Raw genomic sequence first — 18,576 nt, 5'->3', positions numbered from 1 at the left:
GCTTTATGGTTTTGGTCGCGACAGGGAAAACTAGGCAGAAAAAAGGCTATTATTGCAGTGGCGAGAAAGATTCTAACGCTTATCTACAAGCTGTTGGAATCTGGCGAGTTTTATGACTCAAATATTGCCTTGCAGGCATGCTCATCGCCACCACGACATAATAGCTTATCTTAACTATATTACGTACGTCTTTATTTTTCAAATATATCCGGTCTTTTACACCTATTCTTTTTTATCTATTGGGATAGGGTTATTTGGGTTTCCCTTTTTCCTGTTTCGTTAATTTTAGTTTTCACAATAACCGTCCCCATCCGATGATTACCACCTTGGAAGAATCCTCCCGTTCAATCCCGGCCGACGCCGGTTCGGACAAAAAAGAAGCCCGCCCGGCGGTGGTCCACTGCCGGCTTGGCTTCTTTTCGTTTCCCATTCTAGTTGCCTTCGGGTTGCACAATCCCTTTAATAATCAACATAACCGCTGTGGCACCGGGGTCCTGGCGGCCGACAGATTTCTCATTATAGTAAGCCGCCCGGCCATGAACCGATTGCAGGGTTTTAGTTTGCTCCACGCCGGCAACCGCTGCCTGATAGGCGGCCGCACCGGCTTCAGCCGGCGGCTGGCCCTGTATGACTGCCGCCGCTAACGCTTCCACGGCAGGAAACAACGCATCCAGCATGGTTTTATCCCCCACCGTGCTCTTGCCCCGCTCCATTACGCCCTGTACGGCGGCCTGTCCCATCACGACCAGGTCACTGAGCTGCAGTGTTTCCTTACCCTTGACCGGTGCCGCCCCTTTCATCAGGCAGGTGGCGATCAGCGTCCCCATCGTGGAGGGTACGGTGGCGTTCATTTTCATCCCCAGCTTCATGAATATTTTCCCCATATCCGTTTCCTCCAGGCGGTCTATTTCCTCATAAACCGCCTGGAAGCCACGGCACATAGTAAGTCCCAAATCACCATCACCCATGGCGGCATCCAGCTCAATCAGATAATTTTTCTCCCGGTTCAGCACTTCCACAATCGAACCCAAGGTTTTTTTTAAACCTTCTTTTGTTATAACTGCCATCTATCCATCACCTCCGCTATCTAAACTGGGCAAAAAAGGGGGAATAGCAGGGTGCATCAAGCAGATTCTGCAATTCATCATCCAATTTTAACAGGCTGATCGACATGCCGGCCATTTCCAGCGAGGTGGCATATTCCCCGATATATTTGCGGTGAATGGAAATTCCCTTGTCCTGCAGCAGGCTGTGCGCTTTGCGATAGGCCAGATACAGTTCTTCCTTCGGCGTACTGCCCAGACCGTTGACCAGTATCGCCACTCTGTCACCGGCTTGATACGGCAAATCCTCAACAATCCGGTTTATCATAGTTGTCACCACTGCATCGACCGGTTTCAGTTTACTGCGCTCAATCCCCGGCTCGCCATGGATGCCCATGCCAATCTCCATTTCATCTTCGCCAATGCTGAACGTCGCCTTGCCTGCTTCCGGTACAATGCAGGGCGTCAGCGCCACTCCCAGAGTCCGGGTATTATCCACTGTTTTTTGCGCAATGCGGGTGACCTCAGCCAGGGAAAGCATATTTTCGGCCGCAGCACCGGCGACTTTATAAGCAAAGACCAGACCGGCCACACCGCGCCGTTTATCCTCCTTGCCCCTGGGAGCCGACGCGAGATCATCGGAAACCAGCACTTCCGTCACTTCGATGCCTTCCATTTCGTCCAAATCCCTGGCCATGCCAAAATTCATGATATCACCGCCATAACGCCCATATAGGTGCAGCACCCCGGCTCCGGCATGAATAGCCTTATCCACTTCATGCATTGCTTCAGCGCTGGGCGAGGCAAAGACATTGCCTACAGTAACTCCATCGGCTAGCCCAAAGCCCACGTAACCGAGAAAAACCGGCAAATGGCCCGAACCGCCGCCGGTGGCAATGGCCACTTTACCGGCCCTTTTTTCATCGGCCCGCACCAGGCAGTGGTGATTATTGTTTACCATCCGCAAACTTTCCGGATGGGCCAGGACGATGCCTTCCACCGTTTCCCGCGCAAAATCCTCCGGTCTATTAATGAGCTTTTTCATAGCTCCACTCCTCTCATCTGCTGTGAAGTACCAGTGCAAAAGCACCTCACTTTTTTAATAGCTGAATTTGCCGCGGATATTCCCAGTTCTGCAATTCGCCCAGCGGTACTACCGGTGGTTCCTTGCCCTGATTGAGCATAAGCGTCCGGTAATAAATCTCTGCCAGCTCCTCCACATAATGGGCTTTCAGCAGGGCTTCCTTCAGTATTTTGTCTACCGCAATAACACCGTGGCTTTCCATCAATGCCACATCGGCAATGGCCAGCGGCGCCACCACGCTTTGCGCCAGCTCCGGTGTGCCGGGCCTGCCGTACGGCGCCACAGGAATATACCCTTCCTTACAGCCCAGCCCGGCCACCTCATAAACGATCGCCGGAATTTCCTTTTTTAACACGGCAAAGGTGGTAGCATAGCGGGAATGGGTATGGGCTATGGCATGGACATCCTGCCTGGCTTGATAAACGGCAAGGTGCATGAGCGTCTCGCTGGTCGGGCGCAGCCCCGTTTCCGCCTCTACCACACGGGCCGCCAAATCGAGGACGACAATGTCATGATAGCTTAATTCTTCCCGGTCTGCTCCTGTCGGTGTAATACAGACATAGCCGCTTTCAGGGTCCCGCACACTAAAATTACCGGCCCGGTGCTTGCATAACCCGGAACGATCGGCCTGTAAGGCATACGCAACAACCTGCTTTTTCAACTCTTCCAACATATTGCTTCACTCCATTTCCATGATTAATCTTACTTGCTGCCTGTTATGAAAAGAGTACATGTCTCATCGGGAAATCGGCAAAACATGTACTCCCGGACTATCTCGTCTGATTCAGTTTGGCATTGATGCCCTGCATGTGCCTGTAATACCAGACAAAGGCTATCGCAAAGATCGCCAGCATGGCCACACCCAGCAATTCGCCATTAAAGGCATGGGCCAGTGCCCAGCGGAATTCCGGCGCCTCCAGTTGAATCCAGGTGATGTACTGTCCGGCGTTTACGTTAAGCGTACCGGTGGCAGCCGCCATTTTAGTAATCATGGGGGCAAAGCTGGTCGCTACCGAAAGATACATCGGTGTGGCAATAATCGAAACAATAATCATCCGGAATAGATTGCCGCCCGTAACAACCAGCGCGGGAACAGTAACGCAAACGTTGATAATCGAAGCCAGCGGAATGACGTTATTCATGCCCATGCGACTCATGACCAAGGCCAAAATCAGCTCCACCGGCACCAAAATAATGGCGGTAACCCATATCTCATTCTGTCCGGCCAGAAAGGGCCAATCAAGTCCGACATAAAAATCCCGGCCCTTAAATTTGCTTTTCATATAACTGCCTGTCGCATCGGCAATCGGCGCCAGGGCTTGCATAAACAGTTTGGCCACCATCGGGAAAAGCACCATGGCGGTGGAAACCTGTACGGCGGTAATCAGAATATCCTTAACGGCATAGCCGCCCATTAAAGCAATGAGTGCTCCGACAATAAAGCCCATCACACTGTTCTCGCCAAAGATCCCCAGCTTGTCTTTCAGCCCTTTGGCATCCAGATTGACCTGATTGATGCCCGGTATAAAATCCAGCACCTTGTTTATCAGGCCTAAAAAGACGCATTGAAGCATCATCGGGTGGGTACAGGCTACGCCGGGAATATTGCTGATTTTTTGCAATTGTTTCTGCGTGAGATCGGCATTAAGCAATTCAAGAATGATCTGTATGGCAGCCGCAACATACCCCAGCATCAGACTGCCTGAAAGATAAGAAACCATGCTGGCTACAAAAATTTTTCCCCAGACATTCCATAAATCCACATTCAGGCAATTGGTCCACTTAAAGCCCAGCATCACCAGGTTGATGATAATTTGGACGGGAAACAACACCAATGCATACGGCCAGGCCCAGGCAATGGCGGCAATCGGTGACCAGCCCACATCAATGGCGGTTAGCTCCAGCCCCGTCCGTTTAACCAGGGCCGCTGCCGCCGGACTGATAGCATTAAACATAAAGCCCAGGACAACATTCATGCCGGTAAAGGCAATGCCTAAGGTTAAACCGGCAACAACAGCCCGTTTCAGCTTCATTTTCATCAGCAAACCCAGCAGGATCATGATAACCGGCAAGAAGATCGCCGCCCCTAAGCCCAGTATATAATTTAAAACTGCTTCCATATAGCTTTCATCTCCCATTTCTTATTTTTCAGCCAAACCCCGGCGGATACCGTATATCGTTACCCTCCGCCTCTTACTCTACAGCCAGTAACATGATATAATAGCCTTGTACTATTTTCCTTTAGCTTCTTCTGCTTACGGCAGGGAAGCTTTTTTTATTGCTGCGCCCATATCCTTATATCTACTGTTGGAGAAACCCCTTCAATTTCTCAAATTCCTCATCCATGCCGACCCCCGTCAAAAAGGGAATGCCGCTAATGGTCGGTACATTCCAGATATTTGCGCCGCTGGACACAATGGATACATAGATATCGCATTGATCAATAATACTTTCCAGTGACTTGATATCGACCGCCTCTACCGCCACGTCCAGCCCTTCCTCCTCACACAGGCTGCCAATTTTGGATGCCACGGTCTGGGAAGTCGCCACTCCTGAGCCGCAGGCCACAAAGATTTTTTTCATTTCTGTCACTCCTTTTTCTTTTATTGCTGAACTCCGGTGTAGCCGGAAGTTACGCCAATATTCTATTTAACAGTAAAATCATCGTTTTAGGGCTATCGGACTGATACAAGGCAAGCAGTTTCTCTTTATCGGAAAAAATAGCCATTAGCTTGCTTAAGGTGGTCAAATGTTCCTTGGGATCGGTAACCGCCAGCATGAAGACCAGCTTCACCGCCACCTCCTTGCCACTGTTGCCCATTTCCTTAAAAATAACCGGGGCAGCAAGGCGGGCGACCAGGATGGCAGCCTGCTTCACATGCTTCGGATCGGTATGGGGCACCGCCACCTCTACCCCTAAAGTCTTTAACCCGGTAGGAAAGACAGCTTCCCGTTCGATAACGGCGGGACCATAACTTTCTTTTACATACCCTTTGCTATGCAAGACAGCCGCCAACTGGGCAAGCAGCCGCTCCTTATCATCAGCCGTGTAGTCTAATAAAATCAGTTCTTCATCTAACAATGACGTACTCATTTGCAGCTCCTCCTTCTTGGATTATTTCCTGTCAACCCTATCTATTGCAAGTCCTATGCCAGGCTAGTGCATAATGAAGAACCGCTTGTATCCTTCCCTATTGAGCGTCTTAAATTATGCACTGTTCAAAATAATAATAGTTAGTGCATAATTTTATCGTCATCTTCCAAAAGGCTGATTTGGCCCGTATTATCTAGCTTAAGCGAGAATGGCTGGACAAAACAAAAGGAATCCCTTATTCTTTAACTAAAGGAATTCCGCTTTTGAGCCATATGCACTGCCGATTTTTCCATGGAGTGAAGCAAATGAAAAAATCTGACCGTATTATGCAGTTTATCAAAGACAACCTAACTTATCATGAATTGTTAAATGCCGTTCAGCTTGGCCGCAATCCAGGCATCGACGCTATGCGTATCCAAAACGAGCTGGGAATTGTCCGGAATAATGCCAGCACCCTGTTAAACCAATTGTGGAAAGAAAAACGGCTGGTCAAAATCAACAGCCGGCCGGTCACCTTTCTGCCGCACAGCCTGATCGCCACGCTACAAAACGAAAGGTTGAAGAACAAGACCACTTTGACGCTTGCCGAACTGAACGCGGCATTAGCCACGGTCAGTCTGGAGCAGGAAGGCGATCCCTTTTTGCGCCTGTTGGGTCACACCGGCAGCCTGTCCAACCAAATCGGTCAGGCCAAAGCCGCCATTGTGTATCCACCCAAAGGCCTGCATACCCTTATTCTGGGCGAAAGCGGTGTAGGAAAAACCACCTTTGCCGACGCGATGCATGCTTACGGTATGGTGATCAAACACCAAACGCCGGAAACCTATCCCCTGGTCACCTTCAATTGCGCCGACTATTTTAACAATCCCCAGCTATTGCTCTCCCAGCTATTCGGACATGTAAAAAACGCCTTCACCGGAGCCGACCGTGATAAGGCCGGTCTGGTGGAAAGAGCCAATGGCGGCATTTTGTTTCTCGATGAAATACACCGTTTGCCTCCCGACGGCCAGGAAATGCTGTTTCACCTCATGGACAAGGGAGAGTACAGCCGTCTCGGCGAAACGGGAACCAAGCGCAACAGCAATCTGCTTATTATCGGCGCAACAACCGAAAGTCCCGACAAAGCCCTTCTGGCAACCTTTATCCGCCGCATTCCGGTTACCATAACCCTGCCGGCCTTCAATGAAAAGCCAATCAGTGAAAAGGTGGAGATCATTGACCACTTTTTCTACATAGAAGCGTTGAATTTAAGCAAACAAATCATCCTTACCCCGGACGTGCTTAAAGCACTGGCCATCTACCCCTTCAAAATCGGCAACATCGGCCAGTTGCGCTCGGAAATAAAGCTGCTGTGCGCCAAAGCCTTTTTACAGCACCTCCAGAACAATCAAACCATTACCATTGAGTTTTCCATGCTGTCCAAGGATATCCGGGAAGGGCTCTTCGATTATGCCAAGCAGGACCCGGCAACGAAAAATTACTTGAATATGTTCTCTGAGAACGTTATTATTTCTCCTTCGCAAGACCTGAATCCCTATCCTTTTGAGATGAAAAATGATATTTATGAACTAATCTCGGACCAAATGAACGATTTGAAACGCCAGGGGCTTAGCAACGACAATATCAATGAGGCGCTGAAAAATCAGGTTGAGGAGTATTTCAGCAGCATCATGAAAAACTTTCACAGTGCCCGGCCCAATATTGACACGCTATATAAGCTTATCCCCCGGGAAATTGTTGACGCCACTTCGGAACTGATTGAATTTGCCCAACATTATCTGGTGACCAAATTCAACAATAAGTTCATTTTCGGCTTGTCTTTTCATATTCAGGCCTTGCTAAAACGCATCGAGGAAGGCCGCTCGGTTCCCAATCCGCATTTGTCCAAAATCAAACGGGAAAACCCCAAGGAATTTCAGCTTGCCCGGGAATTGGTAAAGACCCTCAGCGAAAAATTCGGCGTAGTCATCCCGGAGGATGAAAAAGGGTTTCTGGCCCTGTTGCTGGCACATAACCGCCTGGAAGCCCCCAGCGGTGATAAAATCGGCATTATCGTCGTCTGCCACGGCGACACAACGGCAACCAGTATGGCTAATGTAGCCAGACTCCTGCTGAATACCGAGTGGATCAAGGCTATTGATATGCCTCTCAACGCAACGATCAGCGAGACCTACAACAAAGTAAAAAGTACCGCTATGGCCATCCATCGCGGCAAAGGCATCATTCTTCTGGTCGATATGGGCTCTCTGCTGCAGTTTGAAGAGCAGTTGATGGCCGACACCGGCATAAAGGTAAAAACAATTGATCAGGTTTCGACACCGCTTATCCTGGAGGTACTGCGCAACATCCTTTATAAACAGGACGACCTGGATACGCTTTTTCATACCTTAACCAACCAAAAAACGGCCTCCTTGGCACCGGTGAAAAAAATGCAGCCAGCGCTCTTGTCTGTCTGCATTACCGGTCAAGGCTCCAGCCTGATTGCCAAGAATATTCTGGAGGAATTGATCAAAAACCGTTACAGGGAAGAAGTAAAAGTGGTTGCCGTCGACTATCTCCATGCCCAAAAACAGCTTAGCGACCTGCAGCAGCATTATCAAGTCGTTGCGGCCGTCGGCAATATCAACCCGGGACTTTCCATCCCCTATTTTTCCATTAACAAGCTGCTGGACGCAGCCTATCAAAAACAATTGTTCCAACTTTTGGACAACAGCCTGCAACGGTTGGCCATACCGGCGGCAACCAGCAAAACCGTCTATGAAACAGCCAAGGATATGTTGGAGAAATATGTAAAGTATGTTAATCCCAAGCTTGCCGTAGTCAATATAAAAAAATGCCTCAGCAAACTGCCCTACATACCCGACAACCAGGACCTGCTGCTGGATTTGATCGTCCATATGGGCTGCATGCTTGACCGCTGTCTTCACAAAGATGCTGTGGTTTTTGAGAATATGCACTCTTTTATAAAGGAAAATCAGCCGGAATTCGAACAAACCCGTCAGGTGCTCGACAGCTTAGCTAAGGAATATGATACAGTGATTAATGACGATGAGATTTGTTATATTGTGAAAATCATCAAATGTCATGTATGAGTTTCACTGCCTTGCCCGCCTACTCACCAGCCGCCCGGCGAAACACCCAGCACCGGCTGCCAATAAAGTTGACCGCCACGCCGCCGGCCGTGGCAATCAATTTGCCCAGCCACAGGTTTAATTGAAACGTATCCCGGGCGATAAACAAAATTCCGGCCGATACACCTAAAGAGGCTCCGTTCAGACAGCAGAACTTTACGATTTCCGCTACCTGCGGCCGGGAGGTCAAACGAAAAGTCCAGGTCCGGTTAAGAATAAAACTATTGACCACCCCGGCCGAATAAGAAAACACCTGGGCCGGCAAATACCGCACGCCGTAATGGGTCAATACAAAAAACACCGCAAAGTCTACGGTCATATTGGCGAATCCCACAATGCAAAAGCGCAGCAATTGTGTCAGCTCCCGTCCCGCCAAAGCCTTCACCTCTTTCTCGTATATGGTTAGGGGCATCATCAGGCGGCTTAGCGGACCAGGAAACCCCGGTTTATCGCCGACTCAATTAACTCCTGCACATACTCCCATAAAGCGGGAGCCGTATCTTTCAGCACTTCACAGCGGGCATATACCTTGGCGCTGGTGATGCCGGGCCTTTGCCAGGTATGCCCCTGAGTATGATAATTCAAGAGCAAGGGCTCCAGGCGGTCAAGGCAGGCGGCAAAGCGGGCTTCCAGCGTATGCATGGCTTCAAACTCGTCCCATAATTCTCTGATTTCTTTTGCCTGGTCGGCTGGCAGCAAACCAAAAAGCTCTTCGGCCGCTTTAAGCTCCCGCTCCCGTTTGTCCCGATTGGCCGCCTCATCGTAGCAAAACGTATCGCCCGCCCCGATTTCCACCAAGTCATGGATAAGCACCATCTTTATCACTTTCAGTACATCCACTTTCCCGACATATTCAGCCAGCAGCATAGCCATAACCGCCAAATGCCAGGAATGCTCGGCATCGTTCTCGTTCCGGTCTACGCCAATCAGTCGGCTTTGCCGGAATATTTGCTTCAACTTGTCAATTTCCACAATAAAAGCAAGCTGCTTACTCAGTCGTTCCTTCATATTCTCTCTCCTCCCGGATCGGCAGATTTTTAATGTTGATGAGGCTCTATAGCTCTCACCTTTTATCTATTCGCCAACCGCCCGGCCTACTCCTGTAACCCGCTGTCAAACCCGGCGCGTCGGCCCGAGCAAGCGTCGGTCGGAATTTTTGTATTATCCTGTAAGATATTTGCATATAGTTTATCAGTATGGATTTTCACGCAACCTATTGATTCTTCCAGCGACTGGATTATAATGAGAGTAAGCACATTTGTTCAAAATGAGTCCCGCGCTTTCCCTAGTAGAATAAAACTGAATAGACGGTTTGCCCCAGATGTTATTTATCAATTGATTTGACAGCTATGCCGCTGTAAAATAAATAACATTTCAAAAAAAGGAGTGGTATCAAATGGACCTATCATTTACTATTCCCTTGTCTGGTGGTATTACTGTTTTGGTCATTCTCTATCTGGTCTGGTACATTTTTAAAGCAGACCGTGGGGATCCAGCCATGCAGGAAATCGCTTTGGCAATAAAGCAAGGAGCAATGGCGTTTCTCAAGCGGCAATATACAACCATTGCCATTCTAGCAGTTATCGTAGCCATAATTTTAAGCATTATGAGCAAGGATGGCTTACATACTCCCCTTGCGTTTATTATCGGTGCCTTATGTTCAGCTTTAGCCGGGTTCATCGGCATGTATGTATCGGTTAATGCCAATTTGCGGACGGCTTCAGCCGCCCGGAAAAGTCTCAACGACGCGTTAAAGATTTCCTTCCGGGGCGGGGCCGTCACCGGCTTGGCGGTAACGGCCCTCAGCCTTTTGGGCGTGGCCGGATTGTTTTACATGTTCGACGGGTTCAACAATCCCCGGGAAGCGCCTTTACTGATTGTCGGCTTTGGCTTTGGCGCGAGCTTCGTGGCTCTGTTTGCCCAGCTTGGCGGCGGCATATACACAAAAGCGGCCGATGTCGGGGCCGATCTGGTCGGCAAAGTGGAGGCTGGCATTCCAGAGGATGATCCCCGCAATCCTGCCGTAGTCGCCGATCTGGTTGGCGATAACGTAGGCGATTGCGCCGGCCGTGGCGCCGACTTGTTTGAATCCACCGCAGCCGAGAATATTGGCGCCATGATTTTAGGCATTGCCTTATTTCCCGCTTTCGGTGTCAACGGCATCCTGTTCCCGTTGGTAGCCCGTGCCTTTGGGCTGCTGGCCTCAATCGTCGGAATTTTTCTTGTCCGGAACCATGACGATGAGTCGGAAGATCCCAACCCTATGGCATCGCTTAATATCGGCTATGCCGTGACCAGCATCCTGTCAACGATCGCTATGTACTTTGTAACCGACCAAATGATCAATAAAAATGGCAGTGGCCTTTACTTCTTTGGCTGCGCCGTGATTGGCATCATCACTAGCTATTTATTCGTGCTGGTTACCCAGTATTACACTGATTTTAAATACAGTCCCGTCCGGCAGATTGCCCGTTCCTGCCAAACCGGTCCGGCAACGACCATCATCACCGGTTTTGCCGTAGGCCTTGAAAGCGTTGTAGCTCCGGTTATCATTATTTCGGCAGCACTGCTATCCTCCCACTACCTGGGGGCCATCAGCGGCATTCCCGATGGCGGTGTGTATGGCACGGCAGTGGCTACGATGGGTATGCTCTCCACCTGCGCCTATATTTTAGCGATGGACACCTTCGGTCCAATTACCGATAATGCCGGCGGCATCGTGGAAATGTCCCAGCAACCGGCCAATGTTCGCTTTATCACCGATTTACTGGACGGCTGCGGCAACACGACTAAAGCGATCACCAAAGGCTATGCCATTGGCAGCGCCGCCCTGGCTACCTTCCTTTTGTTCTCGGCTTATCTGGATGAAGTTCAACTGCTGGACAAAACCTTTAACCGGGTGGTTGACATCGGTAAACCCGAAGTCTTCGTCGGCGGCTTTTTCGGTGCCATGCTGGTCTTTCTGTTTACCTCGACGGCGATCCGGGCGGTCAGCCATGCGGCACAGTATGTCATCCGCGAAGTGCGCCGTCAGTTCCGGGAAATCAAGGGGATTATGGAAGGAACAGCTAAGCCCGACTATGCAACCTGCGTCGATATTGTTACCCGCGGCGCTTTGAAACAAATGATCCTGCCCGGTGTGATCGTCGTAGTTGTTCCCATTTTAGTGGGCGTCTTTTTAAAAGCCGAAGCGGCTGCTTCCTTCCTGATGGTATCGACCATGACCGGCGTTTTGATGGCACTGCTCTTGAATAACGGCGGTGGCGCCTGGGATAACGCCAAAAAGTGCATCGAACTGAGCGGTGTCTATGAAGGGAAAAATTCGGAAGCCCACAAAGCCAGCATCGTTGGCGACACGGTAGGCGACCCGTTCAAAGATACGGCCGGTCCGTCACTGCATGTATTAATTAAGCTGCTCAGCACGATTACACTGGTGCTGGCTTCCTTCTATGTCTAGAAAACCGGTCAAAAACAGAGCTTCCGCACCACATCTGGCGGCGGAAGCTTTTTTTGTCTTTCCAGAACTAGTCCTGACAGACAAAGCTGGAACACTGAGTGTAAGTGTAATAATCGACGGCGCCGCCGCTGACCTGAATGGAGCCCAGCGCACACAAGTGATTGTCATGGTACTTACAGGTTTCCACCGCACATTGCAGACAGTCGCAGGACCCGGAGCTAAGGGTGTTGTCGGTAAGCTGGGAATAGTGGGCCTTGTTTAAAAAAGATCCACAGTTGGTGGACTGGGCATCGCGTGCCGAGCTTCCGACAATATCCACACAGTTCGCGTAACAAGCACGGTCTTTGTTATGAGCACAGCTAACAACATCACAACGAATTTTATCCAACAATATTCCCTCCTGTTATTTAAAATACCGGTCAAGCAGGCCCTTAAACGCACAGCCATGCCGGGCTTCATCCTTGCACATCTCATGCACCGTATCGTGAATGGCGTCAAAATTCAACTGTTTGGCCATGACCGCCAGTTTTTTCTTCCCTTCACAGGCACCATACTCCGCCTCTACCCGGGCACTCAGGTTGGCCTTGGTATCGCTGGCCACAACCTCGCCTAACAATTCGGCAAATTTGGCGGCATGCTCGGCCTCTTCAAAGGCAATTCGCTTATAGGCTTCCGCCACTTCCGGATAGCCCTGCCGGTCAGCCTGCCGTGACATGGCCAGATACATCCCCACCTCCGTACATTCGCCGGTAAAATTGGCCCGCAGCATTTCCACCATCTCGGCGGGGATATCCTTGGTTGCCCCGACCCGGTGCTCATCGGCCCAGGCCAATTCACCGGACATTTCCTTGAATTTTTCCCTACCGGCTTTACAGACAGGGCACTTATCCGGTGCCTCGTCCCCTTCGTGCACATAGCCGCAAACCGTACAAACAAACTTCTTCATCCGCGTTCCTCCCGCTCGTAGTAAGGTAATGTCTCCGTGCTGTATCAACTTTGAAACGGAAAGATGATGGCGAAATGTTAACCGTCAGCAATTTCTGTTTTCAAGGTTGGTACAGCACTGGCTATAGTGTTGGATTTTATTGGGGTTTTCATACTTTTTCCTTATCTACCTGATAAGTTTTTCATTTGATATTGGTTCTAGCACAGCACTCCATTGTTGCCTTATTGAGATAATTTTTTCTAGCTGTTCTATTCTTACTTTTGTCATGATACAAAAGTAAGCAAAAAATCTAGGCCTGACACTCCAAAAGACTTGACCCCAGGAGGATTTTCCTAAAATCCGTCAACTCGCTTCGCTCAGACAAATACCCAAAGGGCATAGGCGGATTTCTTAACGGAAACTCCCCCTGGGGTCATCCTGCGGACCGTCTTTTTCCGTAATGGCCAGTAGAACCAAACCCCAGACGGTTACAAATGAACAGCCTGTTTTTCATACGAAACTCTGAATAACTAAGCCCCTTCTTGAGAGATAAAATAAAAGCAGGCACTATCCGGCTTGAGCGGTAGTGCCTGCAAAAATTATAGTAGTTTGGCTATAGCCTCTATTTGGCGTTGTTTTATCCACTGGCCCTGTTCGCGGCCTGACAGGCCGGGGGGCGCGGTTTCGCGGGGCAGGGTTGCCAGAGCGGCCTTAAACGGGTCTAGCCGGGGATAAGGTGCGGCGACAGTCCGGCTGATCAGATCAAACTCCTCCACCGGCAATACGCCCCGTCCCAAAAGCTGCAGGGCCTGGACAATCCGCTCAGGCCCAGGTGCCGGCTCGCTGAGCAGTGTTGCCACTTTGCCCAATGTCAGCGCCGCCTTCAGCCATTCTCCCGGCAAGGTCATCCTTTGGTTCCAGCGGTTCAAGTCTTCCTCCGCCAGTTCCAGACCGAATACGGCAAACCGCAGCTTCGGCTTGGCCGTCACCCGGGCTACCGCCCGCAGGTTGGTCATAGAGTCAGCAAAATTATCCGACGGCAAAGCAGCCAGTTCGCCGAACGCAACTCTTAGCAAATCTGCTGCCGCCAGCACCTGAAAGAATCGGTCCGGTTCGGCGGCATCAGTCAAAACTTTCGTCAGTTCCGCCAGCAGCCGTTCCGGCGGCTCCTGGGCCAGTTCACCGGCAACCTGACCGGCCAGCGCCAACGTAGCCGGCTCGACGGTAAAATCCAGCCGGGCCGCCTGTCCGGCCAGCCGCAGCGCCCGCACTGGATCTTCGGCGAAATGAACGCTGGTCGCCCGCAATAATTTCCCGGCAATATCCGCCCGCCCCTGAAAGGGGTCAACTACCAATCCGGTAAGGCAGTCAACGGCGATTGAGTTAACGGTGGTATCCCGGCGAAACAAGTCCTCTTCGATCGTTACCTTGGGGTTGGAACGGACAACAAAACCTTTATAGCCACTGCCCTCTTTACGTTCAGTCCGGGCAAAGGCTGCTTCACACCAAACCCCGTCCACCAGCAGCCGGAAAACCGGAAAAGATTTTCCCTGCTCCTCGGCGGCCGGAAACAGTTGCTTAAATTGCTTCTTGACCATACCAGTGATACAAAAATCAATATCCTTAGGCGTTTTCCCTAAAAAAGCATCCCTGACACAGCCACCGACCCGATACAGTCGTCCGCCATGATCGGCAATAATTTGGGCAAACGCCTGCTCACTCAACTTGTCCCCATTCATACTGTATATTTCTCCTTTTAGCGGCACAATAACTTCTTTTCATCATAGCACGTTCCGCCGCAATAGCCAATGTCTGCGAAGCAGCCTTGCGCTGACCAGAGCGCTCCTTGCCGGTTATGCCCTGGAGTCTGGCCCAAATCACCAAAAGAGGCTTGCTTCCCGCCTTATCCGGGAAGCAAGCCTCTGTCTTGTATTTTATAGCATCCGTTCCAAAAAAGCCTGAGTACGCGGATGGGAAGGTGCTGTAAATATTTTTTCCGGCACTCCTTCCTCGACAATTTCACCATTATCCATAAAGATAACCCGGTTGGCTACCTCACGGGCAAAGCCCATTTCATGGGTTACCACCAGCATGGTCATATGCTCCTCCGCCAGTTGCCGCATGGCCTTCAACACCTCGCCGGTCAGTTCCGGGTCAAGTGCCGACGTAGGCTCGTCAAACAGCATGATCTCCGGCTTCATAGCCAATGCCCTGGCTATGGCGACCCGTTGCTTCTGCCCGCCCGACAGCCTTGACGGATAATTGTCCCTTTTTTCAACCAGCCCGACCTTACGCAATAACAGCTCCGCTTCCGGGATGATAACTTCCCGCCGTGCCTGCTGAACCAGCAGCGGCGCCTCAATCAGATTCTCCAATACCGTCAAATGGGGAAACAGGTTAAACTGCTGAAACACCATTCCCATTTTGCCGCAAATACGCCGGATCGCCGCTTCTGAGACATAGCCGACGTCCCCGTCCCGTTCGGCGGCAACCATCGTCTCACCTGCTATTTTGATCGTTCCCCGGTCGATGGTTTCCAAATGGTTTAAACAGCGCAAAAACGTACTTTTTCCCGAACCGGAAGGTCCGATAATTGCCACGACTTCCCCCTGCTCCACCGTTAATGAAACGCCCTTTAGCACTTCCAGCTTCTGAAATTGTTTATGAATATTATACGCCTCTATGATTTTCATCTGTATACCTCTACTCATCATACGCAGCATAGCGCTGCTCCAGTTTTTGGAACAACCAGGTAAGCACCAGCGTCATGGCCAGGTAAAAAGCCGCCGCCACCAGGAAAGGAGTGGTGGAAAAATCCCGCTGCACAATGGCCCGGGCAGTACGCAGCAAATCGTTCATTGCCAGCACGTAAATCAGCGAAGTATCCTTGACCAGCGTGATAGTCTCATTACTGACCGGCGGCAGCACACGGCGAATGACCTGAGGCAGCACGATGCGTCGCATGGTCTGTATATAGTTCATGCCCAGCACCTTGGCACCCTCATATTGTCCGCGATCGATCGACTGAATGCCGGCCCGGAAAATCTCGGCAAAATAGGCGGCGTAGTTTAAGACAAAGGCCAGCACGGCCGCTGGAAAATCATCCAGCCGGATTCCGACATAAGGCAGCAGCGGCAAAGCAAAATAAACAAACAATAGCTGCAGCATCAGCGGTGTGCCACGCAGCAGCCAGATATAAAAGCCGACCCCGCCGCGTAAAAACCTGTAGCGGGAAATGCGCCCCAAGGCCAGTAATAAGCCCAGCGGCAGCGCCAGGATAATAGTGATAAAGAACATCTTCAACGTTACCGCTGTCCCGTCAAGCATCGGTCCAATAATTGTCCCTACATATTGCATAACAAACTCTCCTGTAACCTCATAATAAAAATGGCTGCTGTTTTACACGAATAAAGTGCCTGTGGCCAAATCCACCGGCACTTTATTCCTATTTCTCTACTTTACGATTTCCGCGCCAAACCATTTCTGTGAAATCTTGCCGGACGTTCCGTCCTTTTTCATATCATCCATCGCTTTTTGCAGCTTATCCAGCAATGCCTTGTCATCCTTGCGCAGCCCCACACCGTATTCTTCCGTTCCGAAATTATCGTTTAATACCGTGTACTCGCCGGGCTTTTTCGCGATGTAATAGCGTCCGACCACTTCATCCACAACCACAGCGCCCAGACGGCCTGCTTTCAGATCCATCAAAGCGGCCACATAGTCACCGTATTTTTTTAATTCCTTAAAGGATTTCAGGACAGCTTCCTCTTTTTCCAGAGCTTCCACACTGCTGCTGCCATCCTGGGTGCCGACTACCTGACCGGCTAAATCAGCCTTGGTTTTAATCGGCGAGTTGGCATTTACGATAATGATTTGGTGATTCTCCATATAAGGCTTGGTAAACGCAATATTTTCCTTGCGCTTTTCTGTAATCGTCAAGCCATTCCACAAAACATCCACCCGTTTGCCATTCAATTCTGCTTCCTTGCTGCTCCAGTCAATAGGCTTGAACTCCACTTCCAAACCGGCCCGCTTAGCAGCTTCCTTAGCCATATCAATATCAAAACCTACGATTTCATTGCTCTCATCCCGAAAACCCATGGGCGGGAAGTTATCGTCCAGTCCCACCACGATCTTTTTGGGCCCGCTATTGCCGCAGCCCGCTGCAAGCATCCCGAACATCAGCAAACCAAGTGCCGCACACAACCACTTTTTCAACACCCATTCCCCCATTGCATCATCATTTATTCCTATTGTACTTTAACGTAGTAAATTACAAAATCACTAAAAACCGAGGAATTTCAAAGTTATCCCGCTTTCCTTCCCCGCTGCTCAGCTTTGCTCTCATATTCACAGTTTTGAAAAAACATCCGGCAAGCTTGTCCACCACAAAGCGCCAAAGCACAGGCTGACTGTGGCTCAGTTCACCAATCTCCCCGTTGCTTTAATCTGCTCTGCCGCACCTCGCCACACCGGCAATCGAAGCACAATCTACGTCGCGGCCTGGGACGCCTGCCCGGACAGGGCGGCCAATCAATCCAAGCTACGCGGCTTTCCCGTCTTTCGAGCCCGGTAACCATTTTTACGATTACATGAGAAAAGCCGGGGCAAGCTGCTTCCCCGACTTTCTTCACGACGGCAATTGATGGTCAATCCCCCTTGGGCGCACTGTATATCAGACCCCGCATCGAAATAGAGCCGTTCTGAATATCCTTGCAGGTAAACTTCAGCGTATCGGCCGTTTCCTGTAAAGCGCTGGCATACAGTAAAGGCAGGAAATGCTCATCTGTAGGAACGGCCAGGTCGGCGTCCGGCAGCTTTTCATAATGAATCAGGCTGTCATGGTCACCGGCAAGCAGGGCTGCCTCCACCAAGCCGTCAAAGGCCAGTGTCCAGGCGTACGCTCCGCCATACAACTGGGAAAATCTTGCCCGCCGCAAATTGTGAACAATATTGCCGCTGCCTATGATTAGCACGCCCTGTTCCCGCAAAGGCGCCAGACATTTTCCCAACTCATAGTGTTCACGGGGCGACTTATTGGCATCCAGACTCATTTCCAGAACCGGAATATGGGCGGCCGGATACATATGCTTAAGCACCGCCCAGGCAGCGTGATCAATGCCGCGGCAGGCATCGAGGCGGACCCTCCCCGCTGTCACCGTTTCCACCAAATCTGCCGTGACAGGCGATCCGGGGCAGTCATAGCGTACCTGGTACAATTCCGGGGAAAAGCCGTAAAAATCATATATAGTTTCCGGCTGCGCCGAAGCAGTCACATAACTGCCTTCTGTCAGCCAGTGCGCCGATACAACCAGTATGGCCTCAGGCGCCGGCAGGCGTTTGCCCAGCCTTGCCAGGCTTTTGGTATACAGATTGTCTTCCAGAATATTGACCGGCGAGCCATGGCCGATAAACAGCACCGGCATTTTCATAGATATCACCCATCCCCTTCCAGCAACACATCTTGTGCAGCCTATATCACACCATATGTTTGACACCACCCCCGTGCTTTCCTGCCAACGGTTCCTCAGACCACCCTGACAAACTGTTTATCTTTAACCGTATACATGCCGTCGTTGAAGGAGAATTGGTTTACCCGGTCGCCGCTGGCAAACCAGTTGTCCAGGACCAGTTCATTCGTCTTGGTCGCACCTGTCTGCCGGTAATCAATCACCAGGCTGTCGCCGCTTTGCTTTAAGCTGTACTCACTGGCATTGAAAATATTAGTGAACTTTACCGTATCGGTACAGTTGCTGCTGACAATATGGTCGTTGCCAAAATCGTTATTAAACACGAACACGTCCTTGCCGGCGCCGCCGAACATCCAGTCATTCCCCTTGCC

General features: G+C 50.6%; 19 protein-coding genes. 2 read left to right on the top strand and 17 right to left on the bottom strand.

Going from position 1 to position 18,576, the window contains the following annotated elements; translation table 11 throughout:
• Positions 1–292: 292 nt before the first annotated feature.
• From F3H20_RS20040 to F3H20_RS18705, 7 genes are all read right to left on the bottom strand, one after another.
• A complete protein-coding gene (locus F3H20_RS20040; protein WP_188128415.1) occupies positions 293–430 on the bottom strand; it encodes a hypothetical protein in 138 nt (45 codons plus the stop codon).
• Between the two features lies 1 nt (position 431).
• Positions 432–1,067, bottom strand: coding sequence for a dihydroxyacetone kinase subunit DhaL (dhaL, locus tag F3H20_RS18730; RefSeq protein WP_149736370.1), 636 nt, complete (start codon positions 1,065–1,067; stop codon positions 432–434).
• Between the two features lie 16 nt (positions 1,068–1,083).
• Positions 1,084–2,088, bottom strand: coding sequence for a dihydroxyacetone kinase subunit DhaK (locus F3H20_RS18725; RefSeq protein WP_149736368.1), 1,005 nt, complete (start codon positions 2,086–2,088; stop codon positions 1,084–1,086).
• A gap of 46 nt (positions 2,089–2,134) precedes the next feature.
• The gene (locus F3H20_RS18720; RefSeq protein WP_149736367.1) at positions 2,135–2,800 is read right to left on the bottom strand and encodes a class II aldolase/adducin family protein; all 666 of its coding nucleotides are present in this window, start codon (positions 2,798–2,800) and stop codon (positions 2,135–2,137) included.
• Between the two features lie 97 nt (positions 2,801–2,897).
• On the bottom strand, positions 2,898–4,247 hold the full coding sequence (locus tag F3H20_RS18715; RefSeq protein WP_149736366.1) for a PTS galactitol transporter subunit IIC: 1,350 nt from the start codon (positions 4,245–4,247) through the stop codon (positions 2,898–2,900).
• Between the two features lie 181 nt (positions 4,248–4,428).
• Positions 4,429–4,710, bottom strand: coding sequence for a PTS sugar transporter subunit IIB (locus F3H20_RS18710; RefSeq protein ID WP_149736364.1), 282 nt, complete (start codon positions 4,708–4,710; stop codon positions 4,429–4,431).
• Positions 4,711–4,759: 49 nt separating this feature from the next.
• Positions 4,760–5,221, bottom strand: a complete 462-nt coding sequence (locus tag F3H20_RS18705; RefSeq protein WP_149736363.1) for a PTS sugar transporter subunit IIA — start codon at positions 5,219–5,221, stop codon at positions 4,760–4,762.
• Between the two features lie 305 nt (positions 5,222–5,526).
• Here F3H20_RS18705 and F3H20_RS20400 point away from each other — a divergent pair, with 305 nt between their 5' ends.
• Positions 5,527–8,313 (top strand): sigma 54-interacting transcriptional regulator, encoded by a 2,787-nt coding sequence (locus tag F3H20_RS20400; protein WP_149736361.1) that lies wholly within the window; start codon positions 5,527–5,529, stop codon positions 8,311–8,313.
• Positions 8,314–8,332: 19 nt separating this feature from the next.
• Here the strand turns inward: F3H20_RS20400 and F3H20_RS18695 are convergent, their stop codons facing one another.
• Both F3H20_RS18695 and F3H20_RS18690 read right to left on the bottom strand, forming a co-directional pair.
• Positions 8,333–8,728 carry a GtrA family protein gene (locus F3H20_RS18695; protein WP_223191857.1) on the bottom strand — a complete coding sequence of 132 codons (396 nt, stop codon included), beginning with the start codon at positions 8,726–8,728 and terminating at the stop codon, positions 8,333–8,335.
• A 47-nt stretch (positions 8,729–8,775) separates the two neighbouring features.
• On the bottom strand, positions 8,776–9,360 hold the full coding sequence (locus F3H20_RS18690) for an HD domain-containing protein (RefSeq protein WP_149736359.1): 585 nt from the start codon (positions 9,358–9,360) through the stop codon (positions 8,776–8,778).
• 388 nt (positions 9,361–9,748) lie between these two features.
• Here F3H20_RS18690 and F3H20_RS18685 point away from each other — a divergent pair, with 388 nt between their 5' ends.
• Positions 9,749–11,809, top strand: coding sequence for a sodium-translocating pyrophosphatase (locus F3H20_RS18685; RefSeq protein ID WP_149736358.1), 2,061 nt, complete (start codon positions 9,749–9,751; stop codon positions 11,807–11,809).
• Positions 11,810–11,876: 67 nt separating this feature from the next.
• Here the strand turns inward: F3H20_RS18685 and F3H20_RS18680 are convergent, their stop codons facing one another.
• The 8 genes from F3H20_RS18680 to F3H20_RS20035 form a co-directional block, all read right to left on the bottom strand.
• Positions 11,877–12,197, bottom strand: a complete 321-nt coding sequence (locus tag F3H20_RS18680) for a DUF1540 domain-containing protein (RefSeq protein ID WP_149736356.1) — start codon at positions 12,195–12,197, stop codon at positions 11,877–11,879.
• A gap of 15 nt (positions 12,198–12,212) precedes the next feature.
• A complete protein-coding gene (locus F3H20_RS18675; RefSeq protein WP_149736355.1) occupies positions 12,213–12,755 on the bottom strand; it encodes an NADH peroxidase in 543 nt (180 codons plus the stop codon).
• 578 nt (positions 12,756–13,333) lie between these two features.
• Positions 13,334–14,473 (bottom strand): CCA tRNA nucleotidyltransferase, encoded by a 1,140-nt coding sequence (locus tag F3H20_RS18670; RefSeq protein WP_149736353.1) that lies wholly within the window; start codon positions 14,471–14,473, stop codon positions 13,334–13,336.
• 195 nt (positions 14,474–14,668) lie between these two features.
• Positions 14,669–15,427, bottom strand: a complete 759-nt coding sequence (locus tag F3H20_RS18665) for an amino acid ABC transporter ATP-binding protein (protein WP_149736351.1) — start codon at positions 15,425–15,427, stop codon at positions 14,669–14,671.
• Positions 15,428–15,437: 10 nt separating this feature from the next.
• Positions 15,438–16,091, bottom strand: coding sequence for an amino acid ABC transporter permease (locus F3H20_RS18660; protein ID WP_149736350.1), 654 nt, complete (start codon positions 16,089–16,091; stop codon positions 15,438–15,440).
• A gap of 96 nt (positions 16,092–16,187) precedes the next feature.
• Positions 16,188–16,952 (bottom strand): amino acid ABC transporter substrate-binding protein, encoded by a 765-nt coding sequence (locus F3H20_RS18655; RefSeq protein WP_223191856.1) that lies wholly within the window; start codon positions 16,950–16,952, stop codon positions 16,188–16,190.
• A gap of 431 nt (positions 16,953–17,383) precedes the next feature.
• Positions 17,384–18,166 carry a 4,5-DOPA-extradiol-dioxygenase gene (gene ygiD, locus F3H20_RS18650; RefSeq protein WP_262501637.1) on the bottom strand — a complete coding sequence of 261 codons (783 nt, stop codon included), beginning with the start codon at positions 18,164–18,166 and terminating at the stop codon, positions 17,384–17,386.
• 95 nt (positions 18,167–18,261) lie between these two features.
• A partial coding sequence (locus tag F3H20_RS20035; protein ID WP_223191855.1) for a hypothetical protein occupies positions 18,262–18,576 on the bottom strand: 315 nt, incomplete at its 5' end.

The organism is Propionispora hippei DSM 15287 (assembly GCF_900141835.1).
Taxonomy (GTDB): Bacteria; Bacillota; Negativicutes; order Propionisporales; family Propionisporaceae; genus Propionispora; species Propionispora hippei.
Note: the sequence above shows the minus strand (reverse complement) of the source record. Positions and strands in the feature narration are given on the sequence as shown.